Annotated in this window: 16 protein-coding genes; all 16 read right to left on the minus strand. The window is 64.5% G+C overall.

Going from position 1 to position 16,921, the window contains the following annotated elements:
• Positions 1-13: 13 nt before the first annotated feature.
• Positions 14-1,249 (minus strand): glycosyltransferase, encoded by a 1,236-nt coding sequence (locus tag NFH98_RS12240; RefSeq protein WP_162816465.1) that lies wholly within the window; start codon positions 1,247-1,249, stop codon positions 14-16.
• A gap of 142 nt (positions 1,250-1,391) precedes the next feature.
• A complete protein-coding gene (locus NFH98_RS12245; protein ID WP_349622770.1) occupies positions 1,392-2,561 on the minus strand; it encodes a glycosyltransferase in 1,170 nt (389 codons plus the stop codon).
• Positions 2,562-2,612: 51 nt separating this feature from the next.
• Positions 2,613-3,536, minus strand: coding sequence for a glycosyltransferase family 2 protein (locus NFH98_RS12250; protein ID WP_222516580.1), 924 nt, complete (start codon positions 3,534-3,536; stop codon positions 2,613-2,615).
• A 30-nt stretch (positions 3,537-3,566) separates the two neighbouring features.
• Complete coding sequence (locus tag NFH98_RS12255) at positions 3,567-4,514, minus strand: ATP-grasp fold amidoligase family protein (RefSeq protein WP_222516581.1); 948 nt, start codon at positions 4,512-4,514, stop codon at positions 3,567-3,569.
• Positions 4,498-5,484 (minus strand): ATP-grasp fold amidoligase family protein, encoded by a 987-nt coding sequence (locus tag NFH98_RS12260; protein WP_222516582.1) that lies wholly within the window; start codon positions 5,482-5,484, stop codon positions 4,498-4,500. Before NFH98_RS12260 ends, NFH98_RS12255 begins: the two co-directional genes overlap by 17 nt.
• 27 nt (positions 5,485-5,511) lie before the next feature.
• The gene (locus NFH98_RS12265) at positions 5,512-6,846 is read right to left on the minus strand and encodes a lipopolysaccharide biosynthesis protein (protein WP_222516583.1); all 1,335 of its coding nucleotides are present in this window, start codon (positions 6,844-6,846) and stop codon (positions 5,512-5,514) included.
• Positions 6,843-7,436, minus strand: a complete 594-nt coding sequence (locus tag NFH98_RS12270) for a sugar transferase (RefSeq protein ID WP_045994001.1) — start codon at positions 7,434-7,436, stop codon at positions 6,843-6,845. The genes NFH98_RS12265 and NFH98_RS12270 overlap by 4 nt, the downstream gene beginning before the upstream one ends.
• Positions 7,437-7,438: 2 nt before the next feature.
• Positions 7,439-8,668, minus strand: a complete 1,230-nt coding sequence (locus NFH98_RS12275; RefSeq protein WP_349622771.1) for a glycosyltransferase family 4 protein — start codon at positions 8,666-8,668, stop codon at positions 7,439-7,441.
• Entirely contained in the window at positions 8,665-9,873 is a 1,209-nt protein-coding gene (locus NFH98_RS12280; protein ID WP_349622772.1) for a hypothetical protein, read from the minus strand. Before NFH98_RS12280 ends, NFH98_RS12275 begins: the two co-directional genes overlap by 4 nt.
• An 82-nt stretch (positions 9,874-9,955) precedes the next feature.
• Positions 9,956-11,050, minus strand: coding sequence for a hypothetical protein (locus NFH98_RS12285; RefSeq protein ID WP_349622773.1), 1,095 nt, complete (start codon positions 11,048-11,050; stop codon positions 9,956-9,958).
• Complete coding sequence (locus tag NFH98_RS12290) at positions 11,047-12,378, minus strand: DUF4910 domain-containing protein (RefSeq protein ID WP_349622774.1); 1,332 nt, start codon at positions 12,376-12,378, stop codon at positions 11,047-11,049. Before NFH98_RS12290 ends, NFH98_RS12285 begins: the two co-directional genes overlap by 4 nt.
• 108 nt (positions 12,379-12,486) lie before the next feature.
• Positions 12,487-13,467 carry a polysaccharide deacetylase family protein gene (locus NFH98_RS12295; protein ID WP_349622775.1) on the minus strand — a complete coding sequence of 327 codons (981 nt, stop codon included), beginning with the start codon at positions 13,465-13,467 and terminating at the stop codon, positions 12,487-12,489.
• Between the two features lie 94 nt (positions 13,468-13,561).
• Entirely contained in the window at positions 13,562-14,425 is an 864-nt protein-coding gene (locus NFH98_RS12300) for an SDR family oxidoreductase (protein ID WP_349622776.1), read from the minus strand.
• Positions 14,415-15,329: a Gfo/Idh/MocA family oxidoreductase gene (locus tag NFH98_RS12305; protein ID WP_348814435.1), complete on the minus strand. Its 915-nt coding sequence runs from the start codon at positions 15,327-15,329 to the stop codon at positions 14,415-14,417. The genes NFH98_RS12300 and NFH98_RS12305 overlap by 11 nt, the downstream gene beginning before the upstream one ends.
• Positions 15,326-16,174, minus strand: a complete 849-nt coding sequence (locus NFH98_RS12310) for an SDR family NAD(P)-dependent oxidoreductase (protein ID WP_349622777.1) — start codon at positions 16,172-16,174, stop codon at positions 15,326-15,328. The genes NFH98_RS12305 and NFH98_RS12310 overlap by 4 nt, the downstream gene beginning before the upstream one ends.
• Positions 16,171-16,884, minus strand: a complete 714-nt coding sequence (locus NFH98_RS12315) for an acylneuraminate cytidylyltransferase family protein (protein WP_348814436.1) — start codon at positions 16,882-16,884, stop codon at positions 16,171-16,173. The genes NFH98_RS12310 and NFH98_RS12315 overlap by 4 nt, the downstream gene beginning before the upstream one ends.
• Between the last annotated feature and the right edge of the window lie 37 nt (positions 16,885-16,921).

A 16,921-nucleotide genomic window follows, 5' to 3' on the forward strand; every position in this document is an offset into this window, starting at 1 on the left:
CACGTGGCGTGACTCATGGTCGAGTCGATGGTCCAGAAGCTGGTTCGGAAGCTGTTTCGGAAACTGTTTCGGTCGATGCTTCAGAGGACGGTGCAGACGGCAGGCTACCGATCTGCGCCGGAAGGCCGATCCGCTGGTACAACTGCCGATACTGCTCAACCACCTGATCAAGTCCGAACTCGCTCACGATGCGCTCTCTTGCCTCTCGTCCCCGTTCCCGGCGCCTGTCGGCAGGTTCGTTCAAGGCTTCCAGCAAGGCCCGGGCGAGGGCCTGGCTATCTCGTGGTGGCACGATGCGTCCGCTGGTACCGAGGATGTAGTCGCTGTCACCGACATCGGTCGCCACACAGCTCAGTTCGCAGGCCATGGCCTCCGCCAGGGCATTGGGGAAGGCCTCGAGCCATGAACTCTGACAGAACACATCCATCGCCTGCATCAGCTCACCCACGTCGTCTCGCTCACCCGTCAGCAAGAAGCGCGAGCGGTACTCGTCCGGCACGATGCCGGCCAGCTCCGGCGCATCGAAATCGACGCCACGACCGACCACCAGAAAGCGTGCCAGAGGCATTCGTTCGGCGACGGTGACGCAGGCCCGCAACAGATTGGGATGATCCTTGATCGGGTGGCATCGGGCCACATGCCCCACCACCCGTTGTTCATCGGTGAACCCCAGACGCTTCCGCACCTGTTGCCGGCTGGCCGAATCCGGCGCCACGGCGGCGGTATCGAAGCCGTTGGGAATGACCAGTGCTGCGTCATCGCGGAAGCCGAAGTCGCGATGTTGCCGCCGAGACAGGCGACTGTTGAAGACGATCGCCCCAGGCCCGCCCGAGAGCCGTCGGTTGGCGCGAATGGCCCACCGGGTCAATGGTTTGTGGCGCTCGATCTGGTAGAGGCACTGGCGCACGTTCCAGCTCACCGCCGGCCGCTGGCGGCACAGGCGAGCCGCCATGCTGGCCATGAGGTTGCCGTGGTACATCCAGCCCTGAATGACGTCAGGGGCGAAACGTCGCACCAGAGCACCCAGACGAGGCAGGGTCCAGGGCGCGGGAATTCCCTGGCGCATGCCAAGGGCATGGACCTCGATGCCCAGCTCGCGAATACGTGGCCCGTAGCTACCCTCGTCCATCAGGGCGATCACTGCGACCTCGTCCGGGGCACTGACGCCTGCGGCCAGCAGATTGTAGAGATTTCGCTCCGCGCCACCGGTACCGAGTCCGGTGATGACATGAAGTACGCGCACAGACATGGGCAGACACATCCTGTGATGGGCAAGAAAGCGACAACAACGCAGTCGCTCAGGGAAAACGCAGAGGTGCCACGGAAATGGCGGTGGCCGAGATTTGCCGCGGATGGCCCGAGCACAGAGCCTTGCGCAGGCGCACCAGAACTCAGCCCTGCGACGCCATCGACGATACGCCGCTGTTCAGGCGAACAAGGTAGCGCTCGACGGCCAGTTCGGCGCCAAAATCGGCGGCGCGCTGGTGAACCGGTGGATGCTCGTCACGCGCCAGTACTTCGTCGAGCGCGTCTGCAAGCGCTTCGCTGTCGCCCATGGGAATCAGCCGCCCCCAGCGCCCGCCCTCGAGAATTTCCTGAGGGCCCGAGGGGCAGTCAGTCGCTACCACCGGAGTGCCGCAGGCCATCGCCTGGATCAGCACGCTAGGCAACCCCTCTGCGTAGGACGACAACGCGAAGACCCGGGCCTTGCGCATATACACAAAAGGATTGTCGACGAACCCGGGCAGCGATACGGCGTCGGCCACCCCGAGACGATGCGCCTGGTCAAGCAGCGTGTCTCGCAGCGGTCCTTCGCCGAGAATCGTCAGTCGCACCTCTCGGTGCTCATGGCGCTGACGCAGGCGTGCCAGAGCGTCGAGCAGCACGTCGAAACCCTTCTGTTCGATCAAGCGTCCCACCGCGACGATGCCGACTTCGCCGATATCCTCCACCGACGACTCGGCGAGCTGCACCAGCCGCTTGTCGACGATGGGATTGAAGATGACCTCGATCCGAGAGGGGTCCAGCGCCAGGCCTCTGGCCAGGTCATCGGCGACACCTTGGGAGACCGCCACCACGGCGTCGGCTCGCAGATAGGCATGGCGCATCAGCCGCCGCATCACCCGGGCATTGAAGCCGGTGTTTCTGGCGGTCACTGCAAAATAGTTGGTGTGCTCGGTCACCACCAGTCGACAGTCGAGGCGGGCCATCACCCGCGCCGCTACCGCCACCACGTTGGCGTGGCCCATCGCCGACAACAGGGCGGCGGGCCGTTCGCGCTTCAGATAGCGCACCAGCGCAGGCAGACTGCTGGCGACCCTGGAGGCGCCCAAGCTGAAATGGCGAATGCCGGGGGCGATTTCCGCCTGGTAGACGTTCTCGTCGCTGGCGGTCACCAGGTCGACCTCATGACCGGCCGCGACGAAGCCATTGGCAAGCAGCACCATGACTCGCTCCGCGCCGCCGCCCCGCAGCGACGGCAGAAACAAGGCAATCTTTTGCACAGGGCTTCGAACAGGGCTTTGCATGGCGTCCTTTTCCTTTGCTCTTCGTTCGAGCATGACCAATGGTCGGGCGGGCTTGAACGAGCGGGATGGCGTCTCAAGGGAGACTTAACGCTGCATCGCGCTCGATCTGGAGCCCAGGCGTCTCAACTTCAGCGCCAACGTCAACAGCGCGGAGGCAGCTCCGATCAGCACTGGGTGACTGGCCAATCGAAATAGCGCGAGATCCCGCCGCTCGCGCCAGTTTCCAGGGGTGAAAATCTCCACCTGAAAGCGGCAGGCGGTAAGGTCTCGTCTGCTCAGGCTGGACAACCACTGGCGTCGGGAAAAGGCGTTGCGATGATGGTCCTGACACAGGTAGCGCTTGACCACGTAACGACTGGCATCCAGATTGGCGCTGGAGCTCATGCGGCCCTGGCGCGTCACGTCCATGACTGCGGTCGGCTGCGGGTCGAACAGTAGACGCTCGCCCTGGTGAAAGGCACGAATGGCGAAGACCCAGTCCTGGTGCTTGCGCGTCGCGTCATCGAAGCGCGTCCCCTGCCAAAAGGCCTTGCACAGCGACAGGGTGGAGGAACGCACGTCTCCACGCTCCACGAACAGGTAGTGACGCATGTCGCCGCCGCGGTAGGCCGGAAGTCGCGACGCGCTCAGGCGGGAGGCGTCGGCGAGGCGCGCGAGATAGTTGCCAAAGATGACGCCGGCGCCGCTATCGCGGTGCATGTCCATGCGGCGCTTGAGTGCCCCTGGCGCCAGGGCATCATCGGAGTCCAGAAAGAAGACGAAAGCCCCACGGCTCTCCTCGAGTCCCCGGTTGCGGGACACGGCGGCGTTGGACCTGGCAGGCTTCTCGATCAGCCTGACGGCTTCGTATCGCTGTACCAGCCGCGAGAGCGCCTCACGGTCATCCGAACAGTCGTCCACCAGCAGGATCTCGTGGCTCAACCCTTCGGTCTGGCTTACCACGGACAGCAGGGCTCGCTCGACGAAAGCGGCGCTATTGTAGGTCGGTATCACCACCGAGACCTGCATAGGTTTCCCTCCTGACGGTTCGGCCCTGACTTACCTGGGAGCCGCGACCTTGCCACCGTCGGATCGCCTTGATGAGCGCTCCTGCGGAAGCCGAAGCAGCGAGCCAAGATAATCGAGCCCTTCATCGCTGTAGCCATTGTCCATGTTGGCCGAGGGCGTAAAGGTCATCTCACCGAGAACGGGACGGCCGTGCTCGATGTAGAAGTCCACACGCACGAACGCAAAAGGCTCGGCCAAGGCGCGGGCGGACTCGAGCAGTGGTTCAAGACAAGCTGGACGGGCCAGATCGGCGGTGTCGGTGATGATCGGCACCTTGGCAGCCATCAGCTCAAGCGGCCCCCAGTCTCGATCGAAATAGGCGTAGCGAGTCTGCTTCTTGTCCGAGGCGCACAGCAGCACCACCAACGGCTCGCCGTTGAAGCAGTAGACCTTGTAGTCCAGGGGCGCGTCCCTCCCCCCGCTGTCCAGCATGCGCTCGGCAAAGATCCGCGGCACGATCTGATCGTAGTGATACTCGAGCTTGCGACGCCCATAGCGTTCCGTCATCCAGCGCGACAGATCCTGGCTGGCCTTGCGCCTTTCCAGGGTCGACTTGTCGTGCACCAGGATGTTGTAGCCGCAGCCGTGATTGCACTTCAGCACGAAGGCGTCTGGCAGGGCTTCCCAGTCGATCTCGTCGACACTGCGATAGACGCCCAGCAGATCATTGAGAATCGCACCCTGGCCTCTTGAGCTCGCGTAATCGTGCAGCCCGAGCTTGTCGGCGCACCTGGCCATCAGCGGGTCACGATGAAACAGCTTGAGCCACTGAAGCTTCTCGTCGAAGCGCCTGGGGGTTCGAAGGTCAAGGCGGCGCCGGGTCTTGCGTTGGTGCATCAGTCGCGTCGCCTGCTCGTTGGAGAAGGCGTCCAGCCCCAACATCCCCAACGTCCACAGCCGGGACTTGGCCGCGCCCATCCACTCATTCATGACCGCCATTGTCCGCTCCTTGCACGGTTCCATTGAAGCTCAATGACCGCCCTGCCGTTACTTCGCGGTCGTGTCGGCAACGCCGGCCTACCTGCGTCAGATCGATCAGGTCGCCCAGGTAGCGTTGTCCGTAGGCGTTGTAGCGCCGTGATACGTTCGCCCCGGGTGTAAACGTCATCTCACCGAGCACCGCCCGCCCTTGCCGCTCATAGAAGTCGACCCGGACGAAGACAAAACCCCGCGACAGCCGCTCGGCCAATTCGAGCATCTCGTCGAGCGCTCGAGGACGGGCCACGCCAGCGGGGCTCTGATGCTGCCGGTCATTCAGCTCGAGCCGTTGCCAAGCCGGATCATGGAAGTCGAAACGCATGTCGCCTCCCCTGTCGGTGCATACCAGCACCACGCGAGGGCGGCCATGAAAGCAGTAGACCTTGTAGTCCACGGGCACTCCCCCGGTAGCGGTCTCGATGTACTCCTCGGCCAGCACTCTCGGGGGAATGGCGTCGTAGTGATACTCCAGATAGCGTCGGGCGTAGCGCTCCTTCAGCCAACGCTGCAGCCGTCGCTTGACCGCTCGCTCGTCCGCCTTGCGCTTGTCGTCGATGATCACGTTGTAGCCGCAACCGTGGGTGCACTTCAGCGCGAAGCGCGCCGGCAGTTCGTCCCAGACGATCGCATCGACGCTCTCGTAGAGGCCGATCAGTCGACTGAGGGCAACGGCGCAGCCTCGCTCGGCGGCGAACTCTCGGACGGCGTACTTGTCGGCGCAGCGCGAAAGCCCTCGACGATCACCGTACAGCTTGAGCCACTGCAGCTTGTCATTGAAATCCCTGGGATCGTCGAGTTCGAGCCGCTGCCCGTACTCTCGCCGGTGCACCAGCCTTGTCGCCAGACGCGGCGACAGGCGGTCGACCACCCCCAGAGCGCATCGCCACCCCAGCTTCTCCGTCCTGTCGAAGGCTCGCTGAAATCCTGTCATACGATAATCCCTTGTACAGAAGCGCTCTCACGTCTTGATCAACCCCTGGTCACGCCGTCTTGCCCGAAACAGGGTCACACCGACCAGCGCCAGATTGAGCATGGCGCCGACCAGAGAGAAGGCCACCACCGCAACGAGATCGCTGTGATACACACGAAACCCCACATACAGCGCGGCCACACGGCCGAGCACGCTGAGTACCTCGTAAATCAGAAAACCACGCTGCAGGCCCAGACTGGCGATGGAGGCCACACTGGGCTTGTTGAGAAAGGCAAAGTACAGCCAGACCGCCATCCAACGTGCGTACTCGCCCGCCTGCCACCAGGGGTCACCGAACAGCAGAGCAAACAGCCAGGGCCCCAGCACCACCATGACGCCAAAGGGGGCGAGTCCAACCGCCGCCATCACCAGGGTGGTCTTCCCCAGTGACGCGGTAATCGGCTCGCCGCGGTTGACTGCCGAGGCTACATGGGGATAGAAGACGTCGTTGACCGACTTCGCCAGCAGCACCATGGGCGCGGCCAGTACCGAGGCCGCCAGGCTGTAGTGCCCGGCGGCTGCGGTACCGAAGAATGCCGCCAGCAACAACACCGGCAACGACTGCGACAAGGCGTTGAGCGTCACCTGGGGTGCGCGATACAAGGGAAAGTCACGGTGGCGACGCGCCAGTTCCCGCCATGGGGCGCCCCGGCCCCCGCCGACCAGACCATCACCGAGTCGCCGGTCTGCCCACCACAGCAGCAAGGCGTTAAGCCCACTGGCGGCGGCGGTGACAAGCACCAGCGTCACCCCGACCGGATGCAGCACTCCACCGGTCGCCTTGGCCAGGTTGAGGACCAGGGCATGGATCAACGCCACCTTGGCCGTCACCCCGAATCGCTGACGCCGAATCAGCCACTGCTGCATGACCTGTTGCATGGCCGCCAGCAGCATGGCCACAGGCAGCAGCCAGATCAGCATGGCGGCAAGCCTCGGATCGAGATGCCGATCCAGTAGTGGTTGCAGCACAGTGAGCGCCGCCACGGCGGCCAGCGCCAGCAGCACCGCCAACCCCATGCTGAGTCGGGCCAGCCCCCGGGCGTCTTCGTCGCGCGGCGGCAACACCATGGCGACCGGGTAGGTCAGGGCCGCCAGCGGCGCGACGACACTGACCAGGGCGCTGAAGGAACCGGCCAGGCCGAAGGCGTCAGGGCTGAACAGACGGGTGATGAGTGGCGCAAAGGCCAGACTCAGCGCCTGTGCCCCCGCCGTGCCACCGGCTACCAGCAACACCTGGGACAGCAAGCGATGACGTCTGAGCGCTGTCAGCCAGCCCCGTTGCGGCAAGACCGCGGCCACCGAGTCGGTATCCCGGGGCGTCATTCATTGCCTCGAAAGGGCTTCATGGTGACGCTTCCTTGGCCACTGATACCCTCGCGGCGCAGCACCTTGACGACCGTCATGGCCAGTATCCGGATATCGAGCGCCAGGCTGTGGTGGTCCACGTACCAGACGTCAAGCTGGAAGCGCTCGCGCCAGGAAAGCGCATTCCTGCCGTTGACCTGAGCCCATCCCGTAATCCCCGGTCGCACCTCGTGGCGACGGGCCTGGTCCCGGTCATACAGCGGCAGGTACTCCATCAGCAGCGGGCGTGGCCCGACCAGACTCATCTCGCCTTTCAGCACGTTCCAGAGCTCGGGCAGCTCGTCCAGGCTGGACGCCCGCAGCCAACCCCCGAGCGTCGTCATGCGCTGCTCGTCGGGCAGCGTGCGTCCCTGCTCGTCACAGCGCTGGGCGAGGGTCCTGAACTTGATCAAGCGGTAGGGACGGCCATGCAGCCCAGGGCGCCACTGAAAGAAAAAGGCCGGCTTGCCAAGCCTCAGCCGGACGAGTCCCCAGATGCCGAGCATCAAGGGGAATAGCAGGACCAGCAACGAGGCGGCCACCAGCACATCCAGACAACGCTTGGCCATCATCATCTCACCACGCTGGGGTCGAGCCCTGCCGGGCAGGACGACGCCGTATCGACCCCCATGGCCTCGAGGATGCTGTGATTGACGCGGTGCACGTCGTAGCGCTCCTCGGCGCGAGCGCGGGAGGCCTGGCCGTGCTGGACGATCAGCGCCGGCGTTTCCAGATAGCGTTGCAACGCCTGGCACAGGGCGTCGACATTTTTCACCTCCACCAGATAACCGTTGACCCCGGGCGCGACGGTCTCGCGGCATCCCGGCGCGTCGGTGGTCACCACCGCACGCCCCAGGGCCATGGCCTCGAGCACCGTTCTCGGGGTCCCCTCGCGATAGGACGGCAGCACATAGACGCTGCATTCGGCGATGGCCGGACGGACATCATCGAGTCGACCGAGGTACTCGATGGCGCCGTCATCGATCCACGTCTGAAGCTCGTGCGCCGCGATGCTGTCGGGGTTGTCGTCCAGCCAACCCGCCAGGCGAAAGCGCACCTGGGGATGGCGCTGGCGGATACGCGTCGCTGCCTCGGCGTACTCGCGCACCCCCTTGTCACCCAGCAAGCGAGCGATCAGCAGGAAGCTGACCGGCTCTGTCGATGGAGCTACCGGCGAAAAATGCGCCAGATCCACTCCGGAACCGTTGATCACCCGGGACGCCGTGGTATCAAGGAGAATCCCCTCCTCGATGAACAGGCGACGATCATCCGGGTTCTGGAACAGCACCATATGAGCCCGCCCCAGAGCGACGCGATACAACCGCCGCACCAGCGCCTTGATCAAGCGGCGCTTGGCGCCACCCTGGGTGCCGGTAAAGGCGTACCCCAGCCCGGTGACCAGCAGGGTCCGCTGGCGCACCCCCAACACCCAGGCAGCCAGTGCCCCGTAGACCACCGGCTTGATCGTGTAGGCAAAAAGCCCATCGGGGCGTACCCGCAGCATCAATTTCATCAGAGCCACCAGGGTCTTCAGATCGGCCAGCGGATTCATGCCGGTGCGCGAAAGCGGGATATCGTGCAGCGTCGCGCCGAGGGCCTCGAGACTGGCTTTAAGACGCGACGAAGCAGCCGAGCGATCGGCGTCACCCTCACCGCCGGCGTCACCGGTAGCGCCCCTGCCCCCCACGGGCGCGGCGACATGGACCTCGATTCCGCGAGCGACCATCTCCCTGATCAGCTCACCGCGAAACCCGACGATGGACTCGGGGTAGCTCGCTACCATCAACAGTCGCTTGATCATCTCGCCACTCCATTTGGCGTGCTTTCGACAGACGGCGTAGAGCCCCCGGACGATTCGGCGTCGGTGGCTGTCTGGCGCTGGCGCCCCATGACGGACATCAACAGATAGATAAGCACCGGGGTAAACATCCACTTCTGACGCGCAGCGATGCCCAGATTGGCAGTGGTCATCGCCAGGATGGTCCAGGCCAGCAGCAGGTAAAACCACAGAAACAGTCGATTGGCGGGAGGCGCATTGCGCCCGGTGATGGCGGCGATGCCACCGACCACCATCAGATACAGCAGGATGACGTTATCCACCGAGGACGCCAACTGGAACACACTGCTGGCTTCCATGGGCAGAGGCCTGAACATATAGGTGAAAAGCTGCATCGGCAGACTCATGGAGGCGATGTCCACCGCACCGCCGCCGGTCTGGTTGTAGCTCTGCCGCAATTCGATGTAACTCATCACCTGATCGGCATCGGAGCCGCTGCCGACCCCGGCGTAATCCAGCGCCAGGGGTACGATGATCGCCGCCCCGGCAAGCGCCGCAGTCCCCAGCAAAAGCCGCTGCCACAGCACGACGCCGGGCTGCAGACAGAAGGCAGCCGCCAAGGCGATCAGCTGTATACCGGCCATGTGCGGTCGCACCACCAGCATGATCATGACCGCCACCACCATCAGCAGGTGACGGCGTCTGAGATCAAGCGCCGCCCACAGCGAAAGCCCCATGGACAGAAACGACAGCGCATCCTTGCCGATGGCGGAGCCCCAGTAGTGCATCGAGGGCAGAAAGAGTACGGCCAGCGCCAGCAGACGAATACCCAGGGCACGCTCGGCAATGGCCTGATGGAGACTGCCGGCGAAGGCCAGCAGCCCGACATAGCCGGCCAGATTGAACACCAGAAAGGTCCCCAGAAACGACAGCCCCAGCCCCTGGGTGAACAGCGAGGTGAACACGATCACCCCGGCGGTGCCAAGGGAGAACTCGACGCCGTCGTTCAACGACGCCCGGTAGTACATCAAGGAATCTCCGCCGTCGCCGTTGACGAACCAGGCGTAGAGCACGCAGAAGGCCGTGTGCCAGAGATAGAGCGGCAGACACAGCATGTAAGACAGCCCGAAGGCTCGCCCCACCGCTCTGGCAAGCCACAGACCGAGCACGAACACCGCCAGGGCGGAGTACACGTCCCAGGCGGAGGTGACATAAGGGATGGGAACCATCGGCGGTAAGCTCACTCATTTGACGTGCAGGCATGCCGTTCGAATACCACGGGGGCCAGGCGCTGGACGGACAGCGTCCTTCTCAGGCAATCGCCACATGGTCGATGTCGTCGTGACCGTGATCGCCCACGGCCAGATCGCAGACTCGTCGGATATGAACGTCGCCCTTGAGGTCGACGAAGGTCACCCTGTCGAGCAGATCCAGGCAGTAGAGCTCAGAAGACGAGGAATAGTGATACACCACCAGTTCGTCGACCCGGCTAGCCAGTAGACGAATCCACACCTCGGCGGGAATCCACGGCTGCTCCAGCACCTGGATATCAGCATCGAGCCAGGCGCAGCCGTCGTGGGGATGGGGCTTGAACAGCAACAGAGGATGACGTCGCTTGAGCTCGGCAAGCCTCTCGGCGGAGATATCGCCGCCCCCCCAGGTACCCAGTACCAGCGCCGGCGTTGCCGACGTCAGCCGGTCGAGCCAGGGCGACAGCAGTGCCTGCCACTCCTCCCAGCCTTGCTCCAGCTCGCCGACGAGCCCCGGGCAATAGCGCGCCTTGTGCGCCAGGCGTGGATTCAATCGGGCGTAGGTCCGCGGCCGCGAAACGAACACCAGGTCGGTCCTGCGGCCGCCTCCGAAACGCAGTCCGCAACCGCGCACCAAGGCCACCAGGCTCCACTTCAACCGCCTGGACAGAGGCATCTCGTAGAGATAGGAGCTGAAGTAGGTGCTGACCCCCTCCTCGTAAAGGCACAGACAGCCTGTCTTCAGCGGCGCCAGCAGCAGGTACTTGCTGGTGCGATCGTTGTCGATGAACAGACTGTCGTAGTGCAAGGCGCTCAGCGCCTCGCGTGCCGCGGCCTGGGTCGGCACGCGGCGTATCTCGTCAAAGAGAGATCGATGGTGGCTTGCTTCGACAAAGGCGTAGAAGGCGTCATACTCGGCGATGCTTTCGGCCACCAGCAGCACCAGCGCCTGCTCGATTCGATAGTGACGAACGATCGAGGCACAGGTCAGAAACTGCAGCGGCTTGCAGCAGATAAAGACGCTTCGGCCAAACGACGCCTGCGTGCTCGTCGCCGGCCCTGCCCCCCCTGTGTCGATTCCTTCCTGAGGCGGTGTTCCTGCCCCACCCGGCGAATACGCGCGCTCGCCACTCACCTCCTCCCTCGCCCGATTCATACCAGCTCCACCAGACCACAATCGCGCCAGCGCTTGAGATAGTCGTGGACCACGCTCTCCTCGAGGCCGACCTCCCTGGCCAGCTGGCGCACGGTGGTCGGGCGCGTCAGGGTCGGGATGGAGTCCATCAACAAACGCATGCGCCGGCGTGACTCGTCCGGCACGTCGCCGAAGGCGACCTGGCCAGGATCCACATAGAGGTCATGGCGGGGGTGCGACAGGCAGACGTTGCCCTCGAAGCGCTTCTTGATCAGCGGCGAGGACTCGATATCGTCGATGGCGGCGAGCACCACGTCACGCGCCTCGAGCAGGCGCTGCGGCGACATCAAGCCAAGGTTATCGGCGTCGGTGTGATACTCGGGATAGGGATAGCGCGATAGCGAGGCCATGGGGATGCCGTAGGCTTCCCACAGGTACTCGTCATTGAGCAGCAGGCTCTCGAAGGCGCCCTCGCGGTAGTCGTGCCCACCCTCGCTGAGCACGCGCGACAACGCCTGCTCGATGTTCGATCCGGCACCTCGTGAGCGCTGCAGATTGAGTATGGTGGGCGAGCCCAGCATCTCGAGCATCACACCCTCGAACAGTCGAGCGCGCTCTGCGGCGGGAAGCCGCCCCAGGTAGTACTCGGTGCCCATGATGCCGGGGGCCAGCACCAGTCGATAGCTGAAGCGCCTGGGTCGCGCGGCAAGCGCCTCGAACACGGCGAGCCCCACCGCCACACCGGACAGGCCATCGTTGGCGACGCCGGGATGATCCAGGTTCGCCCCCAGCACGATGGTCTGCTCGAGCTGGCCCGGCAGGTGATAGTCCAGGCAGCGCAGATACCCCGGCGCCTCGCGGGTCTCGATCACCACCTCGTAATCACCAGGCGCAAGACTCTCGACAAGACGACGTGGCACGCAGAACCCCCAGTCACGCTTCCAGCTGGTAAATAGCTGGCGAAAATGAAACGGGATGCGCTCCTCGTAGCGGTGATCAAAATGCAGGTGGGACTTGAGTTCTTCTCGCGAGACCGTGCCTCGGAACGGCAGTGACAGCGCCATCACCGCCATGGGATGCCAGCGACCATCATAGATACACTCGCCATCCTTGTAGATGGCCGCCTCCAGTACGTCCCACCTGGGCGGAATCACCCAGCCATTGTGGACGTCAGAGGCCTCGAAACGATGTTCCCGGAGCGGCCAGCGCTCGGTCAGGTAGGCCACCGTGGCGTCGTAGTCGCTCGAGCAGATCACCCGATTCAGCGGAGTGAGGTCGGCCAACATGGCCATCATGGCGTCGCCGGCGGCGACAGACGCTGTCGTCGCGCTCTGCGTGCACGCTGTCATGACAAGATCCCTGTGCATGGTGGGTAGGCTGGCGGCAAACCGCCGGGGCCGCGCCAGGCTCGGCGCAAATGGGGAAGACGTGGAAGTGGACGAGGATGTGGTCAGCTATCAAACCTGCACGGTCGCCGGGTCGCCAGGGCAGGCAGCGGCCTGGCTGGGCAGATCATTGGTGTCCAGGCGCGGCAGCAGCAAGGGGTCGTCCCGGGCCGGGTCGGCCTGCCGCGACGCCACGGTCAGCCCGGCGGCGCAGCCAAGCTGGCGTAGACTACCCAGCAGCGCCTGGTCGACGCCACCGTAGGGATAGCACATCACCCAGTCGTCGCCGAGCACCCCCAGGCTTCGAAGATGAGCGAGACTGACCTCGAGGTCCCTGCCCTGTTGTTCGGGCGTCAGGCTGTCGAACCAGAAGTGCTGATCCCCGTGGCAGCCGATATGCATGCCGGCGTCGTGCAGCTGGCGGACCTCGGCATCGCTCAGATAGAGCGTTTCGGCGAAGGCTCGCTGGTCCGTGCTGACGAAGCGCGCAAACAGCTCATCGATGACGTCATGGCGAACCTCGAAGGGCAACTCCCGCTGCAGCAGGCGCTTGAAGAACAGGGTATCGGGGTCATCGAAGCGTCCCTGGCGCGACAGCCGATGATAGACCCGGCGATGGATATCCTCGTAGGTCCCCAGGCCATGACGCTTGCGTCGCTTATCCAGTGCCCTGGCCAGCGAAGGCAGCAGCTCTGCGGTGGAAGCGACGCTGGCCAGCACGAACTGGATCTTGTTGACGTCGAGGATCAGGCCGTCGCGCAGGGTACCGGTACAGGGAAAGAAGCTACCCTGAAGGCCGCGTCGCTCGAGCTCCGGCAACACGTGTTCGAGGTGATCACGATAGCCGTCGTCGAAGCTCAACAGCACCGCCTGCTCGGGCAATGTCTGCTGGCCGCGCCAGGCGGCGATCACCTGTTCCATGCTCACCGGCCGATAGTGCCGCTCGAGATGGTCGAGCTGAGCGCGAAAGGCAGCAAGCTCCAGCGCCTTGAGGCGCGGATAGCACGACCCGGCCAGCGGTCGGACATAGTGGTACATCACGATGGTCAACATCGAGCGAAACTCCTTCCCTGCCGTTCAACTGGTGCCGTTGATCGGGTGCCGTTCATCGGATGCCGTTTATCGGGCAGCGTGCATCGACGCCGTGCTACCAGGCGCTCAAGCCACCATCCACGTGAAGCGTCTGCCCCGTCACGTAGCCGGAGGCATCCGAGGCCAGAAAGATCAGCGCGCCGACCAGATCGGTCGGCGTTCCCATGCGCCCCAGCGGCACCCTGGCCGAATAGCGCTCGACGAAGGCTGAGTTCTGGCCACTCTCGATGCCGCCCGGTACCAGGGTATTGACGCGGATACCGTGGCCTGCCCAGAGCGTGGCGAGATAACGCGCCAGTCCAGACACCCCGGCCTTGGAGGCGGCGTAGACCGGAGGCGTGTTGATGGCCACCCCCAGGTACTCCGAGCCCTCGTAGATACGCGGATCGCAGCCCATCTCGCCGTAGATGGAACCGGTATGGATGATGCTGCCGCCTCGACCCTGCTCGATCATCTGCCGGCCTACCGCTCGCGACACCAGAAAGACACCGTCGAGATTGACCGCCATGACGTCACGCCACTGGGCCAGGGTGTAGTCTTCGGCCGGAGCAAAGAAGGCCTCCAGGTCTCGCGCCTTGGTCGCCGCATTGTTGTGCAGGATGTCGATGCCTCCCAGCGTCTTGACCGCATGCGCCACCATGGCCTCGACCGAGGCCTCGTCGCTGACGTCACAGCCAAGTCCGAGGCAAGGCTGACCGTGGTCGGTCTGAAGCTCGGCGGCGAAGCGCTCGGCCTCGGCAGCGTCGAGATCCACGACCACCAGCGAGGCGCCGCATTCGGCGAGTGCTCGACAGAAGTGCCGCCCCAGGATGCCCAGGGCCCCGGTGACCAGTGCTACCCGACCGCTCAGATCGAACAGCGCCGATACCGCGCACGCCTGCGCGGGTACAAGGCCTGCACCCTCATTGTCAGAGCGCATCGAGACGTACCTCCTCTCCCCGTTCGGCCGCGAGGCGCCCGGCGATCAACGTCTTGATCACCGCGAGTGTGGTCTGGCATTGATGACGATCCGGCCCCTGCTCGAGCATCCGCCAGAACTCCCACAGGGTGCGACGAAACATGCCGAAGTTGTCGCGGATGTCGGCACTGGTCTGGCCGGCATCACCAAACACCTCGATACGAAATACCGGCGGCACCTCGCCGAGCGCATCGATGCTCAAAAGGCTGCCGTCACTCATGGTGATGGCGAAGGACTGGTGGCCTGCCCCAAGCGCTCTGACGGACACCGGCGTCGCCGCCGTCAACGGCAGGATGGCGTCGAGCAGGTGAACCCCGTAGCGCTCCCAGTCCTTGACGATGGCGCCCCTGGCCAGGCGCCAGTTGCCCAGCGCCCCCGGCGCCGCACGCAGGGCGTCGAGTTCGCTGGCGAAGCGCATGCCGGAACATGACATCAGGCGCCCTGCTGCCAGGTAGGGGGAAAAATAGGCCAGATCCTGCGGATCCAGGGTCAGCGGCTTGTCGATGAATACCGCCAGGCCCGCCTCGAGAAAGGGTGCCGCCAGTTCGCGGTGGCTCGCCGGATCGTCACGGGCGATGATGACCGCATCCACCTGCCCCAGCATGTCACCAGGCTCGGCCACCGCCTCGTCGATATGGCAGGCGCGACATAGCCGCTCGGTGACGTCTCGATCCTGGGTCCAGGCGTGGGTGACACGCAGATCACCGACGCCGAATTCCGAGCGATGTCGCCGTGCCAGATAGTCATGGATCACCGGCCAGCCCGCCTCGGCCATGGCCGCATCGTGGTAGCCATTGAGGATGGCGGAAAACGAAAACGGGTGACCGTTGCCGGGACTCATGCCCAGCATGCCAATACGCCTCATCGGCACGCCCTGTCACTGCTGCTTACGTCCGCGCCACTGCTGTCGAGACCGCTGCTCTCGTCTGCCTCTGGCCAAAGCCGGGCAAAACCTGCCGGCGCGGTCCCCGCCAGCCAGTCGATGCCATCGAGGGACGGCGTCAGCGGTATCTCGTGACCCAGCCAGAAGAAGCGCCCGCTGGCGCCATCCGCGGGCAGTTCCAGTAGATGGTCCAGGGTCGGTAGACAGACCTCTGGCGCCATCGGTGCCTCGGGGGCCATCTTGCTGCGCACCGGGCCGGGGCTCATCAGGTTGATCTTGATATCCACGTCCTGATGCTCTCTGGCGGCGGTCACCGTCAGCGCATTCAGCGCCGCCTTGGAGGCGCTGTAGGCGGCATGCCCGGCAAAACAGTTGAGCGGTGCGCCGGAGGTGATATTGACGATGCGGCCAAAGCCACGACGGCGCATGCCGGGCAGCACCGCCGCCATGAGCATGGCCGGCGCGATGGCGTTGACCTCGAGCGAGCGCCGAAGCACGGCTTCGATGTCGGCGTCCACTGGCGCAGGCCGATTGAAGCCGGCATTGTTGATCAGATAGCCGACGTCGCCGCATTGCTCCATCAGTGACGCGATATCACTTGCGATCTCACCGCCGGCGAGATCCAGGCAGTGGACCTCGACACCGGGAAGGCTTGCGGCCAGTTCTGCCAGGGCGTTGGCGTCACGCCCCAGCGCGATCACCCGAAAGCGGCGGTTCAGGTGGCGGCACAGGGCCATGCCGACCCCACCGGTAGCCCCGGTGATCATGATCGCCGGGCGCACATCGGTGGCTGCGGGAGTCACTAAGGCTTCGACAGGGTGGCTCAACGGGCTCTCCTCAACAGGCTTTCGACGATGACGAAGTCGTGCTCGCGGTCGATGTCGACCGAGCGTTCCGCCGGCATGATCACCGCGCCACTGCGCCCGAACAGCAACGCCTTGCCATCCTCGGGAAGACGATCGGGACGGAAGGCATAGACGGCACCATTGAGCTGATAGGCCATGGGTAACGCCTGTCGCGGCAGCCAGGGATCGCTGCCGTCGATAAAGGCGGTGGGCCGGCCCCGCGCATCCAGCCGCCAGGTACGGTGAGGATTGACCTCGGCAGCCTTGAAGGTGGCCACCGAATCCAGCCCCTGCACCACCAGACGCGACAGGCACTCGGCCACATCCTGGGCACTGCGCAAGGGGCAGGTGGGCTCCAGCAGCACCATCACCTCGGGAGCCTCGCCGCCCTGGTTCAGCTCATCGAACACTTCGCGGATGGCGTCGATCACCAGCGCCTCGTCGGTGGCCAGATGCGCCGACCGACGATGCACCTCGGCGCCATGCCGGCGGGCCACCTGGGCAATCTCGTCATCATCGGTACTCACGATCACCCGATCGATCGCCATCACCTGCCGTGCCACCTCGATCGACCAGACCAGCAGCGGGCGTCCGCCGAGCGGCCTCAGGTTCTTTCTCGGCACCGACTTGCTGCCGCCCCGCGCCGGTATCACCGCCGTCACCGACATTGCCGCCTCGGACACTGGTGTCATCTTCATTTCCTGAAGGTTGTTAGGGTCGTTATCGAAG

The sequence above is a fragment of the Halomonas sp. H33-56 genome, from assembly GCF_040147035.1.
GTDB classification, from domain to species: domain Bacteria; phylum Pseudomonadota; class Gammaproteobacteria; order Pseudomonadales; family Halomonadaceae; genus Halomonas; species Halomonas litopenaei.